The organism is Nocardioides sp., from assembly GCF_047602075.1.
Taxonomy (GTDB): Bacteria; Actinomycetota; Actinomycetes; order Propionibacteriales; family Nocardioidaceae; genus Nocardioides.
In genome coordinates this window covers 694220-719689 of the sequence record NZ_JASGIF010000001.1, presented here as the reverse complement: position 1 = coordinate 719689, position 25470 = coordinate 694220, and the positions used below count along the sequence as shown (strand labels likewise).

22 protein-coding genes and 1 pseudogene are annotated in these 25470 nt (G+C 68.8%); 8 read left to right on the top strand and 15 right to left on the bottom strand.

The genetic code is table 11. The annotated features are described in order from the left end of the window. Positions 1-6: 6 nt before the first annotated feature. The 7 genes from gap to uvrA all read right to left on the bottom strand — a co-directional run bounded on the left by gap (position 7) and on the right by uvrA (position 9801). Positions 7-1011 carry a type I glyceraldehyde-3-phosphate dehydrogenase gene (gene gap, locus QM714_RS03720; RefSeq protein ID WP_415097701.1) on the bottom strand — a complete coding sequence of 335 codons (1005 nt, stop codon included), beginning with the start codon at positions 1009-1011 and terminating at the stop codon, positions 7-9. A gap of 161 nt (positions 1012-1172) precedes the next feature. Next, positions 1173-2159, bottom strand: a complete 987-nt coding sequence (whiA, locus tag QM714_RS03715; RefSeq protein ID WP_415097699.1) for a DNA-binding protein WhiA — start codon at positions 2157-2159, stop codon at positions 1173-1175. Between the two features lie 36 nt (positions 2160-2195). Further along, a complete protein-coding gene (locus QM714_RS03710) occupies positions 2196-3170 on the bottom strand; it encodes a gluconeogenesis factor YvcK family protein (protein WP_415097697.1) in 975 nt (324 codons plus the stop codon). Beyond that, positions 3167-4036: an RNase adapter RapZ gene (rapZ, locus tag QM714_RS03705; RefSeq protein ID WP_415097695.1), complete on the bottom strand. Its 870-nt coding sequence runs from the start codon at positions 4034-4036 to the stop codon at positions 3167-3169. The genes QM714_RS03710 and rapZ overlap by 4 nt, the downstream gene beginning before the upstream one ends. Further along, complete coding sequence (uvrC, locus tag QM714_RS03700) at positions 4033-6018, bottom strand: excinuclease ABC subunit UvrC (protein WP_415097693.1); 1986 nt, start codon at positions 6016-6018, stop codon at positions 4033-4035. The genes rapZ and uvrC overlap by 4 nt, the downstream gene beginning before the upstream one ends. A gap of 361 nt (positions 6019-6379) precedes the next feature. Beyond that, positions 6380-6844, bottom strand: a complete 465-nt coding sequence (locus QM714_RS03695) for a Rieske (2Fe-2S) protein (protein ID WP_415097691.1) — start codon at positions 6842-6844, stop codon at positions 6380-6382. Positions 6845-6906: 62 nt separating this feature from the next. Beyond that, the gene (gene uvrA, locus QM714_RS03690; protein WP_415097689.1) at positions 6907-9801 is read right to left on the bottom strand and encodes an excinuclease ABC subunit UvrA; all 2895 of its coding nucleotides are present in this window, start codon (positions 9799-9801) and stop codon (positions 6907-6909) included. Positions 9802-9940: 139 nt separating this feature from the next. On the opposite strand from uvrA, the gene QM714_RS03685 reads away from it, so the two are divergent. From QM714_RS03685 to QM714_RS03675, 3 genes and pseudogenes are all read left to right on the top strand, one after another. Then, positions 9941-10624, top strand: a complete 684-nt coding sequence (locus tag QM714_RS03685) for a maleylpyruvate isomerase family mycothiol-dependent enzyme (protein ID WP_415097687.1) — start codon at positions 9941-9943, stop codon at positions 10622-10624. Further along, positions 10621-11301, top strand: a complete 681-nt coding sequence (locus tag QM714_RS03680; protein ID WP_415100959.1) for an MBL fold metallo-hydrolase — start codon at positions 10621-10623, stop codon at positions 11299-11301. Before QM714_RS03685 ends, QM714_RS03680 begins: the two co-directional genes overlap by 4 nt. Beyond that, positions 11280-11567: pseudogene (locus tag QM714_RS03675) on the top strand (LysE family transporter); the annotation flags it as partial. The gene QM714_RS03680 and the pseudogene QM714_RS03675, both read left to right, overlap by 22 nt. Here QM714_RS03675 and QM714_RS03670 read toward each other — a convergent pair. From QM714_RS03670 to QM714_RS03645, 6 genes are all read right to left on the bottom strand, one after another. Further along, positions 11567-12106 carry a hypothetical protein gene (locus QM714_RS03670; RefSeq protein WP_415097685.1) on the bottom strand — a complete coding sequence of 180 codons (540 nt, stop codon included), beginning with the start codon at positions 12104-12106 and terminating at the stop codon, positions 11567-11569. The pseudogene QM714_RS03675 and the gene QM714_RS03670 sit on opposite strands and share 1 nt — an antisense overlap. Before the next feature lie 336 nt (positions 12107-12442). Further along, complete coding sequence (locus tag QM714_RS03665; protein ID WP_415097683.1) at positions 12443-12916, bottom strand: very short patch repair endonuclease; 474 nt, start codon at positions 12914-12916, stop codon at positions 12443-12445. 29 nt (positions 12917-12945) lie between these two features. Next, positions 12946-13797: a hypothetical protein gene (locus tag QM714_RS03660; RefSeq protein ID WP_415097681.1), complete on the bottom strand. Its 852-nt coding sequence runs from the start codon at positions 13795-13797 to the stop codon at positions 12946-12948. A gap of 10 nt (positions 13798-13807) precedes the next feature. Further along, positions 13808-14680, bottom strand: a complete 873-nt coding sequence (locus QM714_RS03655; RefSeq protein ID WP_415097679.1) for a DNA cytosine methyltransferase — start codon at positions 14678-14680, stop codon at positions 13808-13810. Beyond that, positions 14677-15018 (bottom strand): DNA cytosine methyltransferase, encoded by a 342-nt coding sequence (locus QM714_RS03650; RefSeq protein ID WP_415097677.1) that lies wholly within the window; start codon positions 15016-15018, stop codon positions 14677-14679. The genes QM714_RS03655 and QM714_RS03650 overlap by 4 nt, the downstream gene beginning before the upstream one ends. Positions 15019-15141: 123 nt before the next feature. Further along, positions 15142-16107 carry a glutathione S-transferase family protein gene (locus QM714_RS03645; RefSeq protein ID WP_415097675.1) on the bottom strand — a complete coding sequence of 322 codons (966 nt, stop codon included), beginning with the start codon at positions 16105-16107 and terminating at the stop codon, positions 15142-15144. A gap of 26 nt (positions 16108-16133) precedes the next feature. On the opposite strand from QM714_RS03645, the gene QM714_RS03640 reads away from it, so the two are divergent. From QM714_RS03640 to QM714_RS03620, 5 genes are all read left to right on the top strand, one after another. Next, positions 16134-17999 carry an amylosucrase gene (locus tag QM714_RS03640; protein ID WP_415097673.1) on the top strand — a complete coding sequence of 622 codons (1866 nt, stop codon included), beginning with the start codon at positions 16134-16136 and terminating at the stop codon, positions 17997-17999. Further along, positions 17996-18763 carry a type I methionyl aminopeptidase gene (gene map / locus QM714_RS03635; protein ID WP_415097671.1) on the top strand — a complete coding sequence of 256 codons (768 nt, stop codon included), beginning with the start codon at positions 17996-17998 and terminating at the stop codon, positions 18761-18763. Before QM714_RS03640 ends, map begins: the two co-directional genes overlap by 4 nt. A gap of 51 nt (positions 18764-18814) precedes the next feature. Continuing rightward, positions 18815-21727, top strand: coding sequence for a M36 family metallopeptidase (locus QM714_RS03630; protein ID WP_415097669.1), 2913 nt, complete (start codon positions 18815-18817; stop codon positions 21725-21727). A gap of 95 nt (positions 21728-21822) precedes the next feature. Further along, positions 21823-23052: an alpha/beta hydrolase fold domain-containing protein gene (locus QM714_RS03625; RefSeq protein ID WP_415097667.1), complete on the top strand. Its 1230-nt coding sequence runs from the start codon at positions 21823-21825 to the stop codon at positions 23050-23052. Continuing rightward, entirely contained in the window at positions 23049-23705 is a 657-nt protein-coding gene (locus QM714_RS03620) for a class I SAM-dependent methyltransferase (RefSeq protein WP_415097665.1), read from the top strand. The genes QM714_RS03625 and QM714_RS03620 overlap by 4 nt, the downstream gene beginning before the upstream one ends. On the opposite strand, the gene QM714_RS03615 is transcribed toward QM714_RS03620, so the two are convergent. After that, positions 23664-24758 (bottom strand): prenyltransferase, encoded by a 1095-nt coding sequence (locus QM714_RS03615; protein WP_415097663.1) that lies wholly within the window; start codon positions 24756-24758, stop codon positions 23664-23666. The two genes, QM714_RS03620 and QM714_RS03615, sit on opposite strands and share 42 nt — an antisense overlap. Continuing rightward, a complete protein-coding gene (locus tag QM714_RS03610; protein WP_415097661.1) occupies positions 24755-25468 on the bottom strand; it encodes a class I SAM-dependent methyltransferase in 714 nt (237 codons plus the stop codon). The genes QM714_RS03615 and QM714_RS03610 overlap by 4 nt, the downstream gene beginning before the upstream one ends. Between the last annotated feature and the right edge of the window lie 2 nt (positions 25469-25470).

Sequence of the window (25470 nt, the reverse complement as noted above, 5' to 3'; positions counted from 1 at the left end):
CTCCCTCTACAGCGAGGAGCCGACGAGCGACACCAGGTCGATGAGGCGGTTGGAGTAGCCCCACTCGTTGTCGTACCAGCCGACGACCTTGACCTGGTTGCCGATCACCTTGGTCAGCCCGGAGTCGAAGATGCACGAGCTCGGGTCGGTGACGATGTCGGCGGACACGATCGGGTCCTCGGTGTACTTCAGGTAGCCCTTCAGCGGTCCCTCGGCGGCAGCCTTCACGATCGCGTTGACCTCCTCGACCGAGGTCTCGCGGCCGGCCTCGAAGGTGAGGTCGGTGGCCGAGCCGGTCGGCGTGGGGACACGCAGGGCGTAGCCGTCGAGCTTGCCCTTCAGCTCGGGCATGACCAGACCGATCGCCTTCGCGGCGCCGGTCGAGGTCGGGATGATCGACAGCGCGGCGGCACGGGCCCGACGCAGGTCGCGGTGCGGACCGTCGAGCAGGTTCTGGTCGGAGGTGTAGGCGTGCACGGTCGTCATCAGTCCCCGGACGATGCCCAACTCGTCGTGGAGCGGCTTCGCCATCGGGGCGAGGCAGTTGGTGGTGCAGGAAGCGTTGGAGATGACGTGATGCCTCGCGGGGTCGTAGTCGGTGTGGTTGACCCCCATCACGAAGGTGGCGTCCTCGTTCTTCGCGGGAGCGGAGATGACGACCTTCTTGGCGCCTCCGTCGATGTGCGCCTTGGCCTTCAGGGCGTCGGTGAAGATGCCGGTCGACTCGACCACGACGTCCGCGCCGACGTCGCCCCAGGCGATCGCGGCGGGGTCGCGCTCCTCGAACACGCGGACGCGGGTGTTGCCCACGGTGATGGACTCGTCGTCGTAGCTGACGTCGTCGGGCAGCACGCCCAGCACGGAGTCGTACTTGAGCAGGTGGGCGATGGACTGGTTGTCCATCAAGTCGTTGGCGGCGACGATCTCGATGTCGGCGCCGGAGGCCTGTGCGGCGCGGAAGAAGTTGCGCCCGATGCGGCCGAAGCCGTTGATACCTACGCGAACAGTCACGGTGACTCCTCAGATCCCGGTGGGTGAAGGCACATCGCACCGCTTGTGGCGGCCCGCGTCGTGCCGGTCGTCCTCACCCTATCGCCCGTCCGGGACGCTCCTGACCGGCTGTCTCAGGGAGTCGACCGTAACGCTGGACACACTGACGAAAGCCGTGCGGGTCAGGCGTCCTCGGCCAGCATCTCGGGGGTCAGGGACGCTTCGGTGTCGGGGATGCCGAGCTCTTCGGCGCGCTTGTCGGCCATGGCCAACAGACGTCGGATCCGACCCGCGATCGCGTCCTTGGTGAGCACTGGCTCATGCAGTTGGCCGAGCTCCTCCAGGGAAGCCTGCTTGTGCTCCAGTCGGAGGTCGCCGGCCAGCTTCAGGTGGTCGGGCACCTCGTCGCCCAGGATCTCCAGGGCCCGTTGCACGCGGGCGCCAGCGGCGACAGCGGCGCGCGCGGAGCGACGCAGGTTGGCATCGTCGAAGTTGGCCAGCCGGTTGGCCGTGGCGCGCACCTCGCGGCGCATCCGGCGCTCCTCCCAGGCCATCAGCGACTCGTGCGCGCCGAGCCTGGTCAGCAGGGCACCGATCGCGTCGCCGTCCCGGATCACCACCCGGTCGACGCCGCGCACCTCACGGGCCTTCGCTTGGATGCCGAGCCGCCGAGCGACGCCGACCAACGCCAAGGCGGCCTCCGGGCCGGGGCAGGTGACCTCCATCGCCGAGGAGCGTCCCGGTTCGGTCAGCGAGCCGTGAGCCAGGAAGGCGCCACGCCAGGCCGCCACCGAGTCGCAGCCACCCCCGGACACCACGGCAGGCGGAAGCCCACGCACCGGTCGACCGCGGTTGTCCAGCAGTCCGGTCTGTCTGGCCAGCGACTCTCCGTCTCGGGTGACGCGGACCAGATAGCGGGTGCCCTTGCGCAGACCGTTGCCCTGCACGACGGCGACCTCGGACTGGTGGCCGTAGACGTCGGCGATGTCCTTGCGCAGCCGCCGAGCGGCGGCCCCGGTGTCGAGCTCGGCTTCGATGACGATCCGGCCGCCGACGAGGTGCAGGCTATTGGCGAACCGGAGCAGCGAAGCCACCTCTGCCTTGCGACAACAGGTCTTGGTGATCTGCGTGGCAGCGAGCTCCGCCTTGACCTGTGCCGTCATCGCCATGCGGTGAATCCTCGCACGGCCGTCAACGACCCTCCGTCACACCGTCGATGTCGCACCGTCGATGATGCTGCGATAGGCGGCGGCCAGTCCGGCTTGGTCGTGGCGTGGGGTGCCGTCGCCGCGCGCCACGTCGGCGATCACCAACTGCGCGCCGTACGACGCCACGGTCGCGGCCAGCGAATCGGGGTCCGAGACCGTGGTCGGGTCGGCCAACACGGTGTGCACCTTGAGGGCCGGGGCGTGGGCGACCAGGGCCGCGAGATGCTCCTCCGGGCCGTAGCCCTCGGTCTCTCCGTCTTGGGAGGCCAGATTGAGAGTGACCACGACGCGGGCGGCGGTCGTCGTGAGCGCATCGTGCAGGTCGGGCACCAGCAGATGCGGGATCACCGAGGTATACCAGGAGCCGGGGCCGAGGACCACCCAGTCGGCCGTTCGCACCGCCGTCACCGCCTCGGCGCAGGCCACGGGCTCGGCTGGCTCCAGGTCGATGCTGACGATCCGACCCGGAGTGGTGGCGACCTGGACCTGGCCCCGCACGATCGTGCGGGTGTCCGGGAGGTCGGAGTCGGCACCCTCGACCTCGGCGCGGATGTCCATCGGCGTCACCGCCATCGGCAGCACCCGGCCTTGCGCGCCGAGCAGCCGGGCCACCCAGTCGAGCCCTTCCACCGGATCGCTGAACAGGTCCCACAATCCGACGATGAGCAGGTTGCCCACCACGTGACCGTGCATCTCGCCGGCGCCACCGAACCGATGCTGGACCACGCGCTCCCAGGTGCGGCCCCACTCGTCGTCGCCACAGAGCGCTGCGAGCGCCATCCGCAGGTCACCGGGCGGGAGCACACCGAACTCTCCACGGAGGCGTCCGGAGGAGCCGCCGTTGTCGGCGACGGTGACCACCGCGGTCAGGTCGCTGACGACCCGACGCAGCGCAGAGAGCGAGGCATGCAACCCGTGTCCGCCGCCGAGGGCGACGACGCGAGCGTCGAGCGTGGTCGAGTCCGCGATCACTCGCGCCCCAGATCGCGATGCTGGGGCTCCGCGTCGTGGCCACGGGCGGTCAGCTCCGCCGCGATCGCCTCGGTCATCGCGACGCTGCGGTGCTTGCCGCCGGTGCACCCGATCGCGACGCGCATGAACCGCTTGCCCTCACGCAGGTAGCCCTCCGCGACGGTCTCGAGCAGAGCGACGTACTGATCGAGGAACTGCTTGGCCTCCGGCCGGCCGGTGACATAGGTCGCCACCGGAGCATCACGTCCGGTCAAGGGGCGCAGCTCGGGCTGCCAGAACGGGTTGGGCAGGAAGCGCATGTCGGCGACGAAGTCCGCGTCGACGGGGATGCCGTACTTGAACCCGAAGCTGACCACCGACACCTTCAGCCGGACGGTGTCGGGCGTGCCGAAGGCCTCGGCGACGCGGTCGGTCAGCTGGTGCACGTTGAGGTTGGTCGTGTCGATGACCAGATCGGCCGTGCTGCGCAGCTCCGCGATCGCCGCTCGCTCGCGCAGCAACCCGTCGAGCAGCCGTCCGCCGCCCTGCAGCGGGTGCGGGCGTCGGGCAGCCTCCTGGCGGCGGACCAGGACCTCGTCGGTAGCGTCCAGGAAGAGCAGGGTGGTGCGGCGCCCGGTGAGCCCTTGGGCCAGGTTGGCCCTGAGGGTGTCGAAGAACGAGCCGGAGCGGACATCTACGACGACGGCGATGGGCTGCTCGGTGCCGCGGCTCTCGTCGACCAGGCGGACGACGTCCTTGAGCAGGGTGGGCGGCATGTTGTCCACGACGTAGAAGCCGAGATCCTCCAACTCCTTGGCGGCCGTGCTCCGCCCGGCTCCGGTCATGCCGGTCACCACAACCAGCTCGCCACGCTGCTCGGTGGTCATGGGTCCTCCTGGATCTCGCCGGTGGCGGTGTTGACGGAGACAGTCTTGCGGGTCGCGGCGTGCCTCTCGACCGCTTCCTTGATCGCGGTCGCGGTCCGTGGCCCGATGCCGGGCACGGCGGCGAGCTCCTCGACCTCGGCGGCGCGGAGCTTCTTCAGCGAGCCGAAGTGCTTGAGCAGGGTCTTGCGGCGCACCTCGCCCAGACCGGGGATCTCGTCGAGCATGCTGTCGACCATCGTCTTCGACCGCCGCGAGCGGTGATGGGTGATCGCGAAGCGGTGCGCCTCGTCACGGATGCGCTGCAGAAGATAGAGGCCCTCGGAGGAGCGGGCCAAGATAACCGGGTCCTCCTGATCCGGCAGCCACACCTCCTCCAGTCGCTTGGCCAGACCGCAGACGGGGATGTCGTCGATGCCCAGCTCGTCCAGCGCCCGTTGTGCCGCGGCGACCTGTGGTGGCCCGCCGTCGACGACGACCAAGCCCGGCGCATAGGCGAACTTGCGCGGCCGACCGGTCTCCGGATCGACCAGCATCGGGCCTTCGGCGGCCCCATCTCCTCCATCGGTCAGGGCGGTCTCACTGCGCGCCTGCTCGTCGAGCAGCCGCCGGAAGCGCCGGGTGATCACCTCGTGCATGGAGGCGACGTCGTTCTGCCCGTCGACGCCCTTGATCACGAAGCGGCGATACTCGCTCTTGCGGGCCAGCCCGTCCTCGAAGACGACCATCGAGGCCACCACCTCGGTGCCCTGCAGGTTGGAGATGTCGTAGCACTCGATGCGCAACGGCACCTCGTCGAGCTCGAGGGCGCGCTGGATCTCCTCCAGGGCTCGGTTGCGGGTGGTCAGGTCGCTGGCCCGCTTGGTCTTGTGCAGCGCCAGCGCCTGCGCGGCGTTGCTGGCCACCGTCTCCTGCAGCGCCCGCTTGTCGCCGCGCTGCGGCACCCGGATGCGCACCCGGCTCCCCCGCAGGTCGCCGAGCAGCAGCTCGAGCGTGGTGGTGTCCGGCGGCAGGGCGGGCACCAGCACCTCGCGCGGGATCGAGTCGGACTCTGCGGAGTAGAGCTGCAGGAGGAAGTCCTCCACCAGCTCGCTGGTGCCGCCCTCTTCCACCCGGTCGGCGACCCAGCCGCGCTGACCGCGGATCCGGCCGCCACGGACGTAGAAGATCTGCACGGCGACCTCGAGCGGATCCTCGGCGAGCGCGATCACGTCGGCGTCGGTGCCGTCACCGAAGACGACCGCCTGCTTCTCCAGCGCCTTCTGGAGAGCGCCCAGGTCGTCGCGGAGCCGCGCCGCACGCTCGAAGTCGAGCTCGTCGGAGGCGGAGTACATCTCCCGCTCGATGCGGCGCACGAACGACGAGGTGTTGCCGGCCATGAAGTCGCAGAAGTCGTCGACGATCCGACGGTGCTCCTCGACCGTGACGTTGCCGACGCAGGGCGCGGAGCACTTGTCGATGTAGCCGAGCAGGCAGGGCCGGCCGATCTGCCCGGAGCGCTTGAAGACCCCGTTGCTGCACGACCGCATCGGGAAGACCCGCAGGAGCAGGTCCACGGTCTCTCGGATCGCCCAGGCATGGCTGTAGGGCCCGAAGTAGCGGGTGCCCTTCCGCTTGGCGCCACGACCCACCATCACCCGAGGGAACTCGTCGGACACCGTGACCGCGAGCCAGGGATAGGACTTGTCGTCGCGGTACTTGACGTTGAAGCGGGGGTCGAACTCCTTGATCCAGGAGTACTCCAGCTGCAGCGCCTCCACCTCGGTGGCGACCACCGTCCACTCCACACTGGCCGCGGTGGTCACCATGGTGGCGGTGCGGGGATGGAGCGCGCCGATGTCTTGGAAGTACGACGACAGCCTGGCGCGCAGGCTCTTGGCCTTGCCGACATAGATCACCCGGCCGCGCGAGTCCCGGAATCGGTAGACGCCCGGCCGGGTCGGGATCGACCCCGGCTCGGGGCGGTACGACGCTGGGCTGGGCACGCTCCCACCCTACGAGCGAGCGGGGACAGTCGTTCGGCGGCTTGCTCGTGCGGATCGAGGCGGTGATCTGTGCGGGGTGCCCCTTTGGGGTTGCTGGTCGCTGATGGTGCCGACCGACAGGGCAGCGATCGGAGAGGCAGTTGGCGGCTGGGGTTGCTGGCCGGGTCGCCGAGGTCGTGGCCTGCCCAGGTCGGCGTCTGCCGCGGTCTTCTTGCGTCTGCCGCGGTCTTGTAGTGGCAAAGTGCCCGGTATACCGGGTCCCAGGCCACTACAGCACCGCGCCAGATGGGTCAGCCCCACCGGCCACCAGCAACCCGGCAGCGCCGCCCAACCCGGGCACCGCTCTCCCGGGACCTACCCGTCAGCCGGCGAGGACCTTGCCGCCCTTGACCTTGAGCGCGAACCCGGCCAGCGGGCTGGTTGCCGGACCCTCGACCGGGGAGCCGTCGACGGCAGAGAACATGCTGCCGTGGCACGCGCAGTGGATGTTGCCGTCGACCATGTCGGTGACCGGGCATTGCTGGTGGGTGCAGGTGCGGTTGAAGCCGTGGAAGTCGCCCTCGGTGGGTTGGGTGATCACCACGGACGGCTCCTCCAAGAACACCGCACCGCCCACCTCGATGTCGGCGGTCTTGGCGAGCACCTTGCCGCCGCTCCCTGAGCCTGAGCCGCCCGAGCCCCCGGATGCGGAGGTCGCAGCCGACGAGGGGGTGTTGGCGTCGGTCGCGGTGCTGCCACTGTCACTGCCACACGCGGCGAGCAGCGGGACGCCGACCCCTGCGGCAGCGCCGACGAGCGCCTGGCGGCGGTTGAGTCCTGAGGTCACGGTGGCTCCTTCGATCCGAGGAGGGCGGTCGGCCGAGACGCTAGCCGCGCTCGCTGTGAGTGCTATGTCGATCTGCTGCGAGTCTTCCGCCGCGCAGTCGAGGACGCGGCGCGGCCACCGTCGAGCAGCGGCGCCAGGAACTGTCCGGTGAAGCTGCCCGGGTCGTCCGCCACCGACTCCGGGGTGCCCTCCGCGATGACGGTGCCGCCTCGCGAGCCGCCCTCGGGTCCCATGTCGATGATCCAGTCCGCCGTCTTGATGACGTCGAGGTTGTGCTCGATGACGAGCACGGTGTTGCCCTGATCGACCAGACGGCCGAGCACGAGCAGCAGCTTGCGGATGTCCTCGAAGTGCAGGCCGGTGGTCGGCTCGTCGAGGACATAGACCGTGCGGCCGGTCGACCGCTTCTGCAGCTCGGAGGAGAGCTTGACCCGCTGCGCCTCACCACCGGAGAGCGTGGTCGCTGGCTGGCCGAGGCGGACATAGCCCAGGCCGACCTCGCAGAGCGTCTTCATGTGCCGGGCGATCGCGGGCACGGCGGCGAAGAACTCCGCCGCCTCCTCGATGGGCATGTCCAACACCTCGGCGATGGTCTTGCCCTTGTAGTGCACCTCCAGGGTCTCCCGGTTGTAGCGCGCACCGTGGCAGACCTCGCAGGGGACGTAGACGTCCGGGAGGAAGTTCATCTCGATCTTGATCGTGCCGTCGCCCGAGCAGGCCTCGCAGCGGCCACCCTTGACGTTGAAGGAGAACCGGCCCTGCAGGTAGCCGCGCATCTTCGCCTCGGGCGTCGAGGCGAACAGCTTGCGAATGTGGTCGAAGACGCCGGTATACGTCGCTGGGTTGGAGCGTGGTGTCCGCCCGATCGGCGACTGGTCGACATGGATCACCTTGTCGACGTGCTCGAGGCCGGTGATGGTCTTGTGCCGCCCCGGCACCGCACGCGCGTTGTAGATCTGCTTGGCCAACGCGGTGTAGAGGATGTCGTTGACCAGGGTGGACTTGCCCGAGCCCGAGACGCCGGTGACGGCCACGAACAGACCCAGCGGGAACGCCACATCGATGTCGCGGAGGTTGTGCTCACGCGCCCCCACGACCTTGAGCTGACGGCCCTTGGTGCGCGGACGGCGTACGGCGGGGACCGGGATCTCGCGGCGACCGGAGAGATACTGACCGGTCGTCGAGTCACGATGCTTGAGCAGTTGGGCGACCTTGCCGCTGTGCACCACCTGGCCGCCGTGCTCGCCCGCACCGGGGCCGATGTCGACCACCCAGTCCGCGGTGCGGATGGTGTCCTCGTCGTGCTCGACGACGATCAGGGTGTTGCCGAGGTCGCGCAGGCGGATCAGGGTCTCGATCAGGCGCTGGTTGTCGCGCTGGTGCAGGCCGATCGACGGCTCGTCCAGGACGTAGAGGACGCCGACCAGGCCGGCCCCGATCTGGGTGGCCAGCCGGATGCGCTGCGCCTCTCCCCCGGACAGTGAGCCGGAGGGCCGCGCCAAGGAGAGGTAGTCGAGGCCCACGTCGAGCAGGAAGCGGAGTCGCTCCTGGATCTCCTTGAGCACCCGCTCGGCGATCTGACGCTCCCGGGTGGACAGCTCCAGGGTGGCCAGGAACTCGGCGCACTCGTTGATCGGCAGGGCGCACACGTCGGCGATGCTCAGCCCGCCGAGGGTCACCGCCCGGGAGACCGGCTTGAGTCGGGTGCCCGCACAGGCCGGGCAGGGCACCTCGCGCATGTAGCCCTCGAAGCGCTCCCGACTCGTGTCGGACTCCGCCTCGCGGTGGCGGCGTTCGATGTAGCTGCGAACCCCCTCGAACTGGGCGTAGTAGGCGCGCTGTCGGCCGTATCGGTTGGTGCTGACCACATGGACCTTGGTCGGATGGCCGTCGATGACGGACTTGCGTGCCTTGGCCGGGAGCTTCTCCCACGGAGTGTTGAGGTCGAAGCCGAGCTCCTCGCCGAGGGCGTGCATGAGCTTGAGGAAGTAGTCCGCGACGTGGGCGCCGCTCCACGGCTGGATCGCTCCCTCGCCGAGGGTGGCGCTCGGGTTGGGCACCACCAGCTCGGGGTCGACCTCCATCCGGGTGCCGAGACCGTGGCACTCCGGGCAGGCGCCGAAGGGCGAGTTGAAGGAGAAGGAGCGCGGCTCCAGCTCGTCGGTGTCCAGGTCGTGCTCGTTGGGGCAGGCCATCCGTTCGGAGAACCGCATCTCCCGGTGCGGGTCGTCCAGGTCGACGTCGACGAAGTCGAACAGGACCAACCCACCGGCCAGGCCCAGCGCGGTCTCGACGGAGTCGGTGAGCCGACGCTTGGCCGACGGCTTCACCGCGAGTCGGTCGACCACGACCTCGATGGTGTGCTTCTGCTGCTTGTTGAGCTTGGGCGGAGAGTCCAGCGGATGCGTGTCGCCGTCGACCCGCACTCGGGAGAAGCCCTGGGTCTGGAGCTGCTTGAAGAGCTCGAGATACTCGCCCTTGCGGCCGCGGATGATCGGCGCGAGCACCTGGAACCGGCGCCCTTCGTCCAGCGCGAGGATCCGGTCCACGATCTGCTGAGGGGTCTGCCGCTCGATCGCGGCGCCACAGATCGGGCAGTGTGGTCGGCCCGCTCGAGCGTAGAGCAGGCGCAGGTAGTCGTAGACCTCGGTGATGGTGCCGACCGTGGACCGCGGGTTCTTCGAGGTCGACTTCTGGTCGATCGACACCGCTGGTGAGAGACCCTCGATGAAGTCGACGTCCGGCTTGTCCATCTGGCCCAGGAACTGGCGGGCATAGGCCGAGAGTGACTCGACGTAGCGCCGCTGCCCTTCGGCGAAGATGGTGTCGAAGGCCAACGAGGACTTGCCGGAGCCCGACAGGCCGGTGAACACGATCATCGAGTCGCGGGGAAGGTCGAGGGAGATGTCCTTCAGGTTGTGCTCCCGGGCGCCCCGGATGATGAGCTGGTCGGCCACTGCGGTCCCCGTCGGATCGGAATTCGTGCTGGTCACTGGTTCGAACAAGTGTTCGCTATCTTATCGCGCGGCACAACCCGGCACGCCGCTCGATGGCCACACTCTCACGGCCCACCGACAGCACGTCAGGATGGAGCCCATGACCGATCTGCCTGATGCCGTCCGCGACGCCACTCGGCGACTTGTCCGCTCCGTCGACGCGCTGACCGACGAGGCCTTCGCCGAGGCGTCGCTGCTGCCCGGCTGGACCCGAGCGCACCTGGTCGCCCATCTCGCACTCAACGCAGAGGGGCTCGGCGCGGTGCTGCAGGCGCTCGCGGCGGGCGAGGCCCGGACGATGTACGCCTCTCAGGAGCGCCGCGACGCCGATATCGACGAGTTGTCCGGCGCCTCTCCCTCCGAGTTGCGCGACCGGCTGCTCGGTAGTTGCGCGCTGTTCAACGACGCGGTGCACCGTGTCCCCGACGACGCCTGGGAGGGCCGCTTCGAGCGCACCCCAGGTGGCCCACAGTTCCGGCGCACCTCGATCCCGACGATGCGGCTCCGAGAGATCGAGATCCACCACGCCGACCTGGCTGTCGGCTACTCCGCCGCGGACTGGCCGACCGAGTTCGTCGACCTCATGTTCACCCGAGTGGTCCAGGACCGCGCTGACGGTCCGCCGATGCTGCTCCGCACGCCCGAGGGCGAGGTCGCCATCGGAGACGGCGGGCCTGTGGTCGTCGGCTCTCGGGCCGCTCTCACCTGGTGGCTGCTCGGCCGAGGCGCGGGCGAGGGGCTCACCGCCGACCCGGCGCTGCCTACGCTGGGCCCATGGCGATGACCGAATCAGACAGCTACACCGGCGCCGTGTCCGCCGGCGGGCCACCGGACATTCGTGAGCTGGCCGCGTTGACGATCCGCAAGGTCGCGGTCGACCCGCAGATGTCCAACAACTGCTATCTGCTCACCTGCCGCGCGACGGGTGACCAGCTGCTGATCGACGCGGCCGACGAACCAGCCGTCCTGCTCGACCTGACCGGCGAGAGACTCCAGACCGTGGCCACCACCCACCAGCACTGGGATCACCATCGTGCGCTCCGCGACATCGTGTTGGCGACGGGAGCGACCACGGTCGCGGGCGCGCCGGACGCGCAGCCGATCGCGGAGCAGACCGGAGTCACCATCGACCGTGAGGTCGGCGACGGGGACACCATCGCCGTCGGCGACTGCGTGCTCCGGGTGATCGCGATCGCCGGTCACACGCCCGGCTCCATCGCACTGGTGTACGACGACCCAGACGGACACCCGCATCTCTTCACGGGCGACTCGCTCTTCCCCGGTGGCGTCGGCAATACCTTCGGTGACGATGCCGCCTTCCGCCAGCTCATCGACGAGGTGGAGACCAAGGTCTTCGGCACCCTGCCCGACGACACCTGGTTCTACCCCGGCCACGGCGGTGACTCCACCCTGGGCGCCGAGCGTCCCCACCTGGCCGAGTGGCGCGAGCGGGGCTGGTGATCCTCGCGGCCGTTGGTAATCCAACCGTGCATCCGGCTCTCGTCCTAGGTTTCGGGCTTGCCGTGGTGCCGCTGGCTCTGACGCCGGGCGCGAGCTTCACGCTGACTGTGACGCACGCTTCTTCCGGCGCACGCGCGGTGTCTGGGGTGATCGTCGGGACCGGCCTTGGCATCTTCACCCACGCGCTCCTCGCGGCTCTTGGGCTGTCGGCGCTCGTGATGAAGTCAGCCGAGGTCTACCGAGCAGTCCAGCTTGCAGGCGCGATCTATCTCGTGTTCCTTGGCGTGACGCTGATCCGATCTACGAAGCGTGACCGAAGGACCGCGACGGTGGCGAAGCGCCTGAACTTCTCGTCTGGCCGTGGTCCGCTAGTGGGATCGGCAACAGCGCCGTTGCGGACCACGTTGTCACCGATAATGACTGTCCCCGGACGGCTAAGGGCCATCGCCGCCTCCAGGTGGATCGGATTGCTCGGCTTGTCGGCATCGATGATGACGAGATCGAAAGGCTCGACCTGCTGGTCCACCAACGTCCTCACCGACTCAGCAGCAAGCCCGACGACCAACTCGATGCGGTCGCTGACGCCGGCACGCTGGAAGTTCTCCGCCGCCACCGGAGCCGCACGGCGCAGGATCGGATGACGGTCGGAGCCGCTCGCCTCGATCACGATCGGATCGGTGATCGTCAGCCAGTCGAGGCGAAACCCAGGAAGGCTGTCCGTGGTAGTCGGGACGGCGCGTCCATACAGGGACTGCTGGACGTCAGCCTGCCGGAGGGTTCCGTAGGAGAACACGCGATGCTCCACATGGGGAGTCTAGGAGCGGATGGACGGGATGACTGTTTGTCACCCCAGGAGGCCCGATGGAGCGGACCAGGAGCGGCGCGCCCAGCTCCCCCAACGGAGGTCATTCGGGACCTGTCGCTGGCCGTGCTGGCCTGTCGCAGGCATGTCCGTCAGCTCGCTAGGTCCCGCGGAAGGCAATCGGGGGCCCTGTCGTGGTGCTCTCGCCGGGGCTCGGAGCTTGCGAGCAAGGGCGACCTGCTCACGGCTGAGCACGGAGGCCTGCCGACCTGACGGCCCCGAGCCTTGGCAGTCTCACGGGCGGCCTGAGTGCGCTCAGCGATCCATCCCTTGGCCCGCTCAACGTCGCTCTCCGCCATGCCCCTCATCATCGTCCGCTCGAGCGAACGCCGCCCCAGCGCCCCCTGCTGCGCGGACCACACGCTGGACAGCATCATCAACAGGCTCATGCTCCCAGACTCGAATCACTCGCCACCCATGCGCAGCCAGCACGATGTCCTGTTCACGGTCGCGTTCCACGTTGCGGGCAAGCTTGGGCGCCCAGTAGCCGGAGTTGCGGGTCGGCTGCGTCCCGTGGATCGGGCAGCAATGCCAGAAACAACCGTCGACGAAGACCACGACCTTGGCTCGCGTGAAGACGACGTCCGGACGCACCCTCACGTCTCCAAGGTCCAATCGGTAGTCCTTGCGGAAGCGGAGTCCTACCGCGTGCAACTTGCTCCTCAGCGCTATCTCTGGCTTCGTGTCGGTGCGGCGGTTACCCCGCATCGAGGTGCGCGTGGCGCGCGACGATGCCCAGGACTCCAGGGTCATGCCTCCAGGGTCATTGAGGGTAGGCGCGTTCAGATGTGCGCGAAGGTGGCGTCGTACTCGTTGGCCATCCGGACGACCATCCCCGCGTAGTGGAAGTTGCTGCCGGGTGCGGGCGCTGGAGGCCCTGAAACAAGGGTGACCGGCGTTCCGTCGTTCCTCAGGTCGAACACGCTGATGCCGATGGCATCGAAACCGTTGCCGCTCTTGCCTGTCCTGCGAGGGATCTGCCCGACCTTGTCCAGAACCCGCTGTGTGTCAGACGGCTGCTTGTGTCTAGAGATCTTCACCGGCAACCCCTCGGAGATGCGTTCGCTGTTCATCACCGGTGAGATGAAGTCCGTCGCGTTGTTGACCTGCACGTAGGCAATGGCGAGGGCTTGGCTGGACGCGCCGTGGATCGCCAGGTGCGAGGAGTTGAGTTCGTCATAGAGCCTGGGCAATGACTTCACGTGGGCAGTCATGCAGGCCTTAGCCTCAAGCGCGACCAGCACCGCCGAGACAGGCGCGATTGGGATGTCTGGCAGAGCATTCAGCAGCTTGCGCTCGTCATCCGTCAGCGGGATGCCGTAGTGGTCAACGAGCGACCGAAAGGTGGCTCCTCCAGGTGACGGTGCACTCTCTGGCCGGGCAATCACCAGATCGAGGTCCTTCTTCCGGTCCCAATGGAAGTCGCGCATCTCGTGGTTCACACCGAGCACGATCTTCCCCGCCTTGGCGTGCTCTTGCATCAGAGAAGACCGAATCAGAAGGTCGAATGCGACGCCCCAGCAGCCAACTTTCGAGTGCCGGTCAGACCGCGAGTGATACTGCCAGCGCTGGCCATACTTGTCCGGCGGGCCGGGCACCGACAAGAACCGCGCGAGCAGATCGGGTCCATACACCCAGGAGACGTTAGCCGACTCGCAGCGTCATTCCCGGGAGCACGGCACCGTCATGCTGCAGTGACCATGTCAATTCTCGGTAGCGTGCGACGTCATCGCGGAATCCCTCGTGTCGGCCGAGGTTCCCCTGCGACAGCCGGTTCTGAAAGCCGTTGATGGCTCGTGCGCTCAGCGGAACGGCGGCGTTGAGATCGACCACCGACGACAGATGTTCGTACGGCGCGAGGAGTGGAAACTCCGACACCAGAACCACGCGAGCACTCCCATCACCGCCCCAGGCAGCCGTCGGCCAGCGACTGGACACCTTCGGCCCGTCCAGATCGGCCACAGGATCACTCGGGGCAGATATCCGTGTTGCTACCCACTCCGCCACCCGAGTCGTCACCGCATTTCCGACCAGCTTCCAGCGAGGTCCATTCTTCCGTGCGGTGGCACGGACATCGGTCCAACCCCGCTCGAAGCCCTGCATCTGCTCGGCATCCTCCACACTCGGGGTCACGAACAAGCGGTCGTCGGGGGCACCGGGGACCCAGATGGCCGGCGGGGACGGGATGCCAACCGTCGAACCACCCTTCAGCGTGGGGACGGCGTCCTGCGCCCAGCCCAAGCCGCCACGGCCCTCGGTCCAGTAGAAGCCGAAGGCGTCGTTCTTGAGGTCGGCTTCTGGCCTCGCGCCAGCGTCATCCGCGAAGAGCACTCGACGCGGGTCTTCGGTGGCCGAGGCCAGCAGAATCACCCGGCGCCTGCGCTGGGGCACTCCGGTGAAGCGGGAATCGACCACCCGATACGCCCAGCGATAGCCGAGGGCTTCAATCTCGCGGACGAGGTACGCCATCGCCCTGCCCTTGTCGAGCGTCAGCATGTTCGGAACGTTCTCGATCATGAGCCACGGCAGTCGTCTCTCGCTGGTGGCCGTGAGCCTGAGCGCCTCGAAAACGTGTGACACCAGACCCGACTGACTTCCCCGATGCCAGCTGTACGCCCGGCCTGTGAGAGATCCGTGCAGGGGAAACCTGCGGCGAGTAAGTCGAGGCCCCCCGGAAGCTCGCGCAGCTCGCGCACGTCAGGGTGCAGGTCGACGCCGGGGAAGTGGTGGGCGAGGACCGCTTGGGCGGGTTCCCACCACTCGCAGAGCAGTGCGGTTTCAAGTTCGTCCCCAAGCGCCTGATGGAAGCCACGCTCAATGCCGCCGATGCCAGCGAACAGGCCCGCGATCTTCACAACTTCCTCCTACGGCGACGACTCTCGAAAACCGTAGCCGCCCCCACCGACAAACTCGAGCCGACGAGCCGATGAAGGCGTGCGAGCTCGTTTCGGATCGGTGACGAACCCTTGAGCGCGGGATCAGAGCCGGTCGCGGTCGGTCGGGTCGAGCCAGGTCGACAGGTCCGGGCCCAGCGGGATGACCTGGGCCGGGTTGATGTCGCTGTGCACCACGTAGTAGTGCGCCTTGATCTGGGCGAAGTCGGTGCTGTCACGAAACGCGGGCAGTGAGTAGAGGTCGCGGGCGTAGCCCCACAGGTTCGGCATCTCGGCGAGCTTCTGTCGGTTGCACTTGAAGTGGCCGTGGTAGACGGGGTCGAAGCGGGCCAGCGTGGTCCACAGGCGTACGTCGGCCTCGGTGAGCCGGTCGCCCATCAGATAACGCCGCGTCGCGAGTCGCTCCTCGAGCCAGTCGAGCGCGGTCCAGAGCCGGTCGTAGGCGGCGTCGTACGCCTCTTGGGAACCGGCGAAGCCACAGCGGTACACGCCGTTGTTGACCTCGGTGTAGATCCGCCTCATCACCGGCTCCATCTCCTCGCGGAGGTCTGTCGGCCACAGGTCGGGGGCGTCGGCACGGTGGAACTCGTGCCACTCGAAGAAGAAGTCGTGGGTGATCCACGGGAAGTCGTTCGTCACCACCCCGCCGGTGGGGACGTCGACGATCGCGGGCACGGTGATCCCGCGCGGATAGGCCGGGAAGCGCGCGAAGTAGGCCTGTTGGAGCCGCTCGATGCCGAGCACGGGATCGACGCCGCCGGGGTCCAGGTCGAAGGTCCAGCTGCGCTGATCGTGGACCGGGCCGGGCATGCCGACCGAGATCATCTCCTCCAGACCCAGGAGCTGGCGCACGATCAGGGTGCGGGTCGCCCACGGGCAAGCCTTCGCCGCGATCAACCGATAGCGACCCGGCTCGACTGGCCACAGCTCACCGTCGACCGGACCGAACTCAGGGCGCCGCCCACCACGCGTGATCCGGTCAGGGATGTAGGCCGTGTCGCGCGTGTATTCGCTGGTCGCGCGGTAACCACCACGCCCCGAACTGTCCATGACCTCCACTGTAGGAGGTCCGGCGGATGGGCCGCTGGCATGCTGTTCTCGTGCCAGCACCGGAGCCCGTCGAGGATCGCGTCAGTCGGCTGCGGCCCGAGCTGGTCGCCACCCTCTCGCGGGTGTACGGCGACCCGGAGGTGGTCGCCGACCGGTTGACCGCGCTGGTGGGGCGGGCGCATGCCCAGCGACCCGCCGAGCTGGTGGAGCTGGACCGGCATCGGCAGGAGGAGCCGGACTGGTTCCAGCGGCCGGAGGCGCTCGGCTATGCCGCCTACGCCGACAGGTTCGCCGGCACTCTGGCGGGCGTGGCCGAGCGGGCATCGTACCTCGCTGATCTGGGCGTGACCTACCTACACCTGATGCCGTTGCTCCTCCCCCGGCCCCGACCGAACGATGGCGGCTACGCGGTGCAGGACTATCGGCAGGTGCGACCCGACCTCGGCAGCATGGAGGATCTGCGCGAACTGTCCGGCGTCCTGCGCGGGCACGGGATCAGCCTGTGCCTCGACCTGGTCCTCAACCACGTGGCACGTGAGCATCCGTGGGCCGAGGCAGCTCGCGCGGGCGACGCCGCCAAGCGCGACTACTTCTTGGTGTACGACGACCGTGAGGTGCCGGACGCCTACGAGCGGAGCCTCCCGGAGGTGTTCCCGGACTCGGCGCCGGGCAGCTTCACCTGGGATGCCGAGCTCGACGCCTGGGTCTGGACGACGTTCCACAACTACCAGTGGGATCTGAACTGGACCAACCCGTCGGTCCTCTGTGAGTTCGCCGACCTGATCCTCGGCCTGGCCAACCTCGGCGTGGAGATCTTCCGACTGGACGCGATCGCCTTCCTCTGGAAGCGGCTGGGCACCAACTGTCAGAACCAGCCAGAGGTGCACGACCTGACTCGCGCGCTGCGGATCGTCGCCGAGATGGGGGCACCCGCGGTGGCGTTCAAGGCAGAGGCGATCGTCGGGCGCGCCGACCTGCCGGCCTATCTGGGCCTCGGGAAGCACGCCGGCCGGGTCTCCCACCTCGCCTACCACAACAGCCTGATGGTGCAGATCTGGTCGATGTTCGCCAGTAGGGACGTCAAGCTCGCCACCAAGGCCCTCCAGGGTCTGCCGCAGCCGCCGTCGTCGACGGCCTGGGTCACCTATGTGCGCTGCCACGACGACATCGGCTGGGCGATCGCCGACGAGGACGCCGAGGCGGTCGGGCTCACCGGTGAGGGGCATCGACGATTTCTGTCCGACTGGTATTCCGGCCGCTTCCCCGGATCGTGGGCGCGCGGACTGATCTTCCAGGAGAACCCGGCCACCGGCGACCGCCGGATCTCCGGGTCACTCGCGTCGCTGGCCGGGCTCGAGCTCGGTGATCCGGACGCCGTCGCGCGGATCCTGCTCGCGCACGCGATCATCTTGGGGTACGGCGGTCTCCCCGTCCTCTGGATGGGCGACGAGCTCGGCCTTCTCAACGACCCCGACTGGGCGGTCGAGCCGGCGCACGCGTCGGACAATCGCTGGGTGCATCGTCAACAGATGCCGTGGCCCACTCCCCCTGACGAGCACGGGATCAGGGCCGGTCTCGACCATCTCCTGGCGACCCGCCGCCGACTCCCCCACTTGCACGCCGCGGTGCCGACAGAGGTCTGGGATCCACGTGACGACGGCGTCTTGTTGGTGGTCCGCCGACACTCGGACGGCCCCCTGCTGACGGCGTACAACGTCACCGGCGAGACCCGATCGGTGCCGGGTGAGGTGCTGGCCTGGCTGGGACTCGGTGAGGCGGAGCTGATCGATCATCTCAGCGAAGCCGCTCCCGAGCGCACCACCGACGGTGGACTGGTCGTGCCGCCCTGGTCGGGACTGTGGGTGACGGGCACGCCTATCCTGTCCCGGTGATCGAGCTTCGCACGCCCGCCCAGATCGAGCAGATGCGCCCAGCCGGCCGGTTCGTGGCCGAGGTGCTCACCCGCCTCTCCGAGGCCGCCGACGTCGGGGTGAACCTGCTCGACCTGGACCGCCTCGCCCACGACATGATCCGGGAGCGCGGCGCGGAGTCCTGCTACATCGACTACCACCCCTCGTTCGGCGCGATGCCCTTCGGTCACGTGCTGTGCACGTCGGTGAACGACGCCGTCCTGCACGGCCTGCCCCACGACTACACCCTCCGCGACGGCGACCTGGTCTCGCTGGACTTCGCGGCCAGCGTCGACGGTTGGGTCTCCGACTCCGCGGTCAGCATGGTGGTCGGCACCCCGCGAGAGCAGGATCTTCGGTTGATCGCGGTGGCCGAAGACGCACTCGCGGCAGGCATCGGCGCCGCCCAGGTCGGCAACCGGCTCGGCGACATCTCGTTCGCCATCGGCAACGTGGCCCGCGAGCACGGCCTCGGCATCAACCTGCAGTTCGGCGGGCACGGCGTAGGCCGCACCATGCACGGCGACCCGCACGTCTCGAACGACGGCCGGCCGCATCGCGGCTTCCCGCTCAAGCCCGGTCTGGTGATCGCGATCGAGCCGTGGTTCCTCCAGACCACCGACGAGATCTACATCGACTCCGACGGCTGGACCATCAAGTCCGCCGACGGATCGCGGGGCGCGCACGCCGAGCACACGATCGCCATCACCGAGGACGGCCCGGTCATCCTCACCGCTCGGGCGTGACCCTCAAGTGGACGGTTGCACTGCTGGCCGACCTAGGCCATGGTGGAGCGCATGACCCGGACCTCGCATGCCCTGACGACGTTGATCCTGGCCAGCGTGGGGGCGGTCGCCGTCGCGGGCACGCTGTCTCCCGCAGGGGCTAGTCCGCAGCCGGCGCTGAGTGAGGCCCGGTCCACCGGCACCCACCGATCGACCGGCTCGGACGTCGACGTCCGCAAGGGCGTGACCGAGAAGCACCGGCTGTCGGTCCAGCGCGCCCAGGCACGCGCCAGCGCGCGGCCGGCGACCCACGCACTCGCGAAGTCGCTGGGCGACGACGCGATCCTCGACATCGACGGCGTGACCGGGACGCCTCGTCGAGTGGCGGTCCGCGGTGGTTTCCTGACCGCCCCGAGCACGGCCAGCCCCGATTCGGTGGCGCTGGCCTACGTGCGCGACCACGCCCCTGCCCTCGGTCTGGCAGCCGCTGACCTGTCCACCTTCCGGCTGCGCCGTGACTATGTCGACGTGGCAGGCATTCACCACCTGTCCTGGACCCAGGTCATCAACGGGACTCCCGTCTTCAGCAACGGTCTGCTCGCTGCCGTCACCGCTGACGGCCGGCTGCTGGAGGTCGGCGGCTCTCCGGTGCCGGGCGCGCTGGTCGACAAGCCGGCACGCGCCAAGCTCACGGCCAACCAGGCGCTCACCCAGGCGGCCGGCGAGCCCACCCAGGCCGGGCCGCACAGCACCGCGAGCAAGGTCCTGCTGGTCGCCCGCAGTGGCACCTACCTGGGCTGGCAGACGCTGACCATGGACTCCGACCAACCGGCGGTGAGCGTCGTCGACGCTGCGACCGGCAAGGTGATCTACCGTCAGTCACTGCGGGTCCACGAGCGCACCGAGAAGGGCCCGGGCAGCACGGGCGTGGCCTTCCGCAGCCACCCCAAGCCCGCCTACAACGGCGGCGGCAAGTACCTCAAGGTGAACTACACCAAGAAGGGCTGGCTCAGCGGCACCGCGAAGAGGCTCGAAGGCAACAACTCGCACGCCTACTCCGACGTCAACGACGACGGCCGACCGCAGAAGAAGGAGGAGGTCGGCCCGAAGAGCAAGCACCAGTGGAACTACCGTCTCAAGCCCTTCCACCTCAAGCGGATCTCCTGGTGTGACAACCCCAACCCGTGCAGCTGGAACCCCAACAAGCCCTACTCCTGGCGCACCAACCGCGCCCAGAACACCGCGCAGGTGTTCTTCTTCGTCAACAACTTCCACGACTACCTGGAGCGCAAGCCAATCGGCTTCACCGAGGCGGCCGGCAACTTCCAGACCAAGAACTTCTCCGGCAAGGGCAAGGGCCACGACGCGGTCGACACCCAGACCTTGGACGGCGCCAACTCGACCGGCACCGGGCTCCCGGACGGTGCGCACATCGACAACGCCAACATGGACACCCCACCGGACGGACATGCGCCGGTGATGCAGATGTACCTCCAGCACCAGCCGTTCACGTCGTACCCCGACGGCGATCCGTTCCCGCCCAACAACACCGGCGACGAGTCCGACACCGTCTACCACGAGTACACCCACGGCCTGTCACACCGTCTGGTCATCGACGCGACCGGGCTCTCCACGCTCGGCCCGATCCAAGGCGACGCGATGGGTGAGGCCTGGAGCGACTTCTACGCCTTGGACTACCTGGTCACCAAGAAGCTCGAGCGGGACAAGCCACGTCCCGACGTCCGACTCGGTGAGTACGACGGCGCCGGCGCGGCGCTGGTGCGCACCGAGGCGATCGACTGCAAGGTCTCCTCGGTCGGCAGCCCCGAGTGCACCGGTGGCGACACCGGTCACGCCGGCGGCTACACCTATGCCGACTACGCCAAGATCGTCGGTGGACCCGAGGTGCACGGCGACGGCGAGATCTGGGGCCAGACGCTGTGGGACCTGCGGGCCAAGCTGGGTCACAACAAGACCGCGAACCTGGTCACCCGCGGCATGGAGCTGACCACGTCGAGCAACCCGTCCTACCTCGACATGCGCGACTCCATCCTGATGGCCGACACCGCCGTCTACGGCGGGGCGCACGAGGACACCATCTGGCAGGTCTTCGCGACCCGCGGGATGGGCTACTTCTCCGGTTCCCTCACCGGTGACGACGCGGCTCCCGCTGCCGACTTCCACACCCCGCCCAGCACCGTGCAGCATGCGGACATCACCGGCACGGTGACCGACGAGGACAGCGGCGACCCGGTCGAGGGCGCCGTGGTGACCCTGCCCTTCCAGGGCGGCAACCCGGTCAACCCCTCCGCGGTGACCGACGCCGACGGCGACTACACGATCAGCAACGTCGTGGTCGGCGACTACAGCAAGCTGGTGGTCAACGGGGACGGCTACCTTCCGGTCAGCACCCCGGTGACGGTCAGTGTCTCCGGCGCGACCGAGGACTTCTCGATCCGCCGCGACTGGGCCGCCGCGAGCGGTGGGGCTACCATCGCCGACTTCAACGGGCCCGACTACGGAATCTACGGCTGCGGCCCGGGCGAGGCCATCGACCTCAGCCAGGCCACCGGCTGGAGCAGCACCACCGGCGACGACGAGGGCACTCCGACGACAGACTTCGTCGACAAGTTCATCGTCATCGCGCTGCCCACCAAGGTCGACATCACCGGGATCGGCATCGACCCGGCGGCCACCTGCGGCGACGGCGGCAGCGCCTCCCTCGGCAAGTTCACCATCGAGACCTCCTCCGACGGCGGGAGCACCTGGACCCCCGCTGCCACCGGCGAGTTCACCCTGGAGGACCGCGGTCTGATCAACCAGGTGGACCTGACCGCCGGCGCCGACGGGGTGGACCACGTCAAGGTGATCATGCAGGGCAACCAGACCCCCGACTTCACCACGAACTGTCCCGACGGCGCCTACTCCGGCTGCTCCTACACGGACATGAGTGAGGTCACCGTCTACGGCGCTGCGTCGCCGTAGGACCGCGGGAGACGGGTCAGAGGCACCACAGCACCCCGCGGGAGCGCACCACTCCCGAAGCCGAGCGTTCCCCTACTCCTCGGTAGCATGACGGTGTGGGTTTCCTCCGTCGGCGTCTGGTCACCGCCGCGCTGACCGCGAACGCGCTCCGGCCGCCGCAGGGTCCGCGCAGCGGCGCCTACGCCTTCCCGGCGGGGCTGTTGACGGGTGAGCTCGCCCCACAGCTGCTCGGCCTGACCGTGGCGGACACGGTGATCAGCGTGCTTCGTCGCAAGGCCGGCTGGCCGGGGCTGGCGGTCGCCGCGGCGACGTCGTACGGCCTGGTCCGGCTGATCCGGGCCAGCCGCGGCGTGCGGGTGCTGGTCGACGATGTGGTGACGCACGACCTGGGCGAGCAGCTGGCGGCCGAGCTGGATCCGGTCACACCGGAAGAGCTGGCCACCCCGTGGCATCAGCTGGTCACGCCGTTCCGGCGGAGCGATCCGCGAGTGCGGGTCGATCGCGACCTGCGCTACTCCGATGCGGGCGGACGCGGCCTGCTCGACATCTATCGGCCGGCCGACCGTGAGCTCACCAACGCCCCGGTGCTCGTCCAGGTGCACGGCGGCGGCTGGGTGCTCGGCAGCAAGAACGAGCAAGGCATCCCGTTGATGAACCAGCTAGCAGCGCACGGTTGGGTGTGCGTGGCCGCCAACTATCGACTCGCGCCCCGCGACCCGTGGCCGGCGCAGATCATCGACGTCAAGCGGACGCTGGCCTGGGTCAAGGAGCACATCGCCGACTACGGCGGCGACCCGTCGTACGTCGTCATCACCGGCGGCTCGGCGGGTGGTCACCTGGCCGCACTGGCGGCGCTCACCCCGGGCGACCCGACCTTCCAACCCGGCTTCGAGGACGCCGACACCTCCGTGCGGGCGGCGGTGCCGCACTACGGCGTCTACGACATTGCCGCCTCCTCCGGGTTGCGCAGCGCGCTCTGGATCCGAGACAACTTCTTCGGTCCCAAGGTGATGAAGCACACCTGGCAGGAGACCCCCGAGGTCTTCGAGCAGGCCTCTCCCCTGTTGCGGATCACACCGGACGCACCGGACTTCTTGGTCATCCACGGCGCTGGCGACTCGTTGGTCTCCGTCGAGCAGGCGCGGGTGTTCGTCGAGCGGCTGCGCGCCGTGTCGCGCAACACCGTGGTGTACGCCGAGCTGCCCGGCGCCCAGCACGCCTTCGACCTGTTCGCGTCGATCCGCTCCGCCCACGTGGTCCGGGCCATCGAGCGCTATCTGACCTGGCACCACCGGCATTGGCAGGCCGGGCTGGTGGGCCAGTGACGGAAGGCCCAGAGATAGAGCTGCTCGCGCTGGCCCGGGCGACGAAAGGCTTCATGCCGGAGGCGGAGGGGCTGCTGCTCCACCGGGTCGCGCGGACCCAGCTGCCGCGGGGTCCGGTGCTGGAGATCGGCAGCTATTGCGGGAAGTCGGCGATCTACCTGGGTGCGGCGGCGCGCGAGGTGGGCGGCACGGTGTTCACCGTCGACCACCATCGAGGCTCGGAGGAGATCCAGGCCGGCTGGGAGCATCACGATCCCGAGGTGGTCGACCCCGAGTCGGGTCTGATGGACACCCTCCCCTTCCTCCGCCGCACGCTGGCCCATGCCGGGCTCGAGGACCATGTCGTCGTCATCGTCGGCCGGTCCACGAGCGTCTCAGCGCTCTGGCGGACGCCGCTGTCGATGGTCTTCGTCGACGGCGGACATGCCGAGGTGCATGCCCAGGCGGACTACGTCGGATGGGCGCCCTGGGTGCAAGCCGATGGGCTGCTCGCTCTCCACGACGTCTTCCCCGACCCCGCCGATGGCGGGCGCCCGCCGTACGACATCTTCTGTCGGGCTCTCGACAGCGGCGACTTCGTCGAGGCCGAGGAGCTGGGCTCGATGCGCGTGCTACGCCGAGTGCGCGGAGACGCCGGCGACCCGGTCCGCTGACGGGCAACCACACTGCAGGTCCAGCTCGCCGAAGTGCGGTGCGAGCCGATCGCCGCGCAGCACTCCCGCAGCCGGGGTCAGATCGAAGAGCGCGTCAGCGGCCAGCAGCACCGCCGCGGCGGTATACGTCGTGTGCTCGACCGGCCAGTGCACGTCGTCGGGGTAGACGTAGCCGGTCCAGTAGCGGCCGCCCTCGGCGCGCAGGTGCTGCAGGTCGGCGAAGAGCTGCCTGGCCCGGTCGTGGTCGCCCAAGCCCTCCAGCGCGATCGCGAGCTCGGCGGTCTCGGCGCCGGTGACCCACGGGTTGACGTCCACGCACAGGATGCCCAGGCCGGGCCGCACGAACTCCTCCCAGCGGCTGGCCAGCAGCGCGAGAGCCTGCTCGCCCCTGACGGCCCCACCGAGGACGGGGTAGTACCAGTCCATCGAATAGGTCGACTTGTCCATGAACAGGTCACGGTGCCCCCGCAGGGCGTGGCCGAGCCGCCCGCCGGCCAGCTCCCAGTGCGGCTGCGGATCGCCGACCAGGTCGGCGAGCGCGACGCCCGCGCGCAGCGAGTGGTAGATGCTGGACGATCCGGCCAGCAGTGCCTCCCGATTGACGGTGGCGGGACCACGCTCGTCCCACTCTTGCGCCCAGGCGATCCCGCCGAACGGCAGTTGCATGCCGACGACGAACTCCAGGCCTGCCCGGACGGCCGGCCAGAGCCGGTCGACCCACTCCCGGTCGCGGCGGACCTGCCAGTGATGCCAGACGCCCACGGCGAGGTACGCCGACACGTTGGTCTCCCCGCTGGCGTCCTCCACCCGATCGGCCACGATCTTCAACGGCCAGGAGCCGTCCGAGCGCTGCTGGTTCGGCACCCACGCGAGCGCCCGCTCCGCCGCGGCCGTCTCGCCGCCCACGAGCAGCGCCATCGCGCCTTCGACGTGGTTCCAGATGTCGGTGTGCCCGCCTGGGGTCCACGGGATCGCACCCGTCGGCTCCTGCATGGCGACGATCGACCGCGCCGTCTCACCCAGCTGGCCCGCGGAGAGCACCGGGCCGGTCATGCCGGCTTGTGGAGGTAGAGCACGAGCGACTTGCCGATCACCGGGTCGAGCACCCGCTCCGCGAACCGAGTCGTGCGCGGCTTGCGCATGATGTCCCACACCAGCAGGCGGTGGTAGCCCTTCACGAGGGGATGGTCGTCGTTCTTCACGCCGACGGCGCACTTGAGCCACCAGTACGGCGAATGCAGGCCGTGCGCGTAGCCCCTGCCGTCGAGGACCAGGCCGGCGTTCTCCGCCTTGGCGATCAGCTCGGCGTCGGTATAGATCCGGATGTGGCCGCCCGGCTCGTTGTGATAGTCCGCAGACAGCCGCCAGCAGATGACCTCGGGGAGCCAGCGAGGCACGGTGAGGGCGACCGTACCGCCGGGTCGCACCACCCGCACCAGCTCTTCCAGAGCCTGGATGTCGGCCGGGACGTGCTCGAGGATCTCCGCGGCCACGACCCGGTCGAACTCGCCGTCCGCGAACGGCAGCGCCAGCGCATCACCCTCCTTGGTGTCCGCCTCCGCGCCCTCCGGCACCTCGCCGGCTGCGCGCATCGCGGCGAACAGCTCACCCACGGCCGCGAGCTCGTCGGGGTCTTGGTCGAAGGCGATCACGTCGGCACCGCGGCGATACATCTCGAAGGCATGCCGGCCGGCGCCGCAGCCGAGATCCAGCACCCGATCACCGGGGCGCAGCCCGAGCCGGTCGAAGTCGACAGTCAGCATGC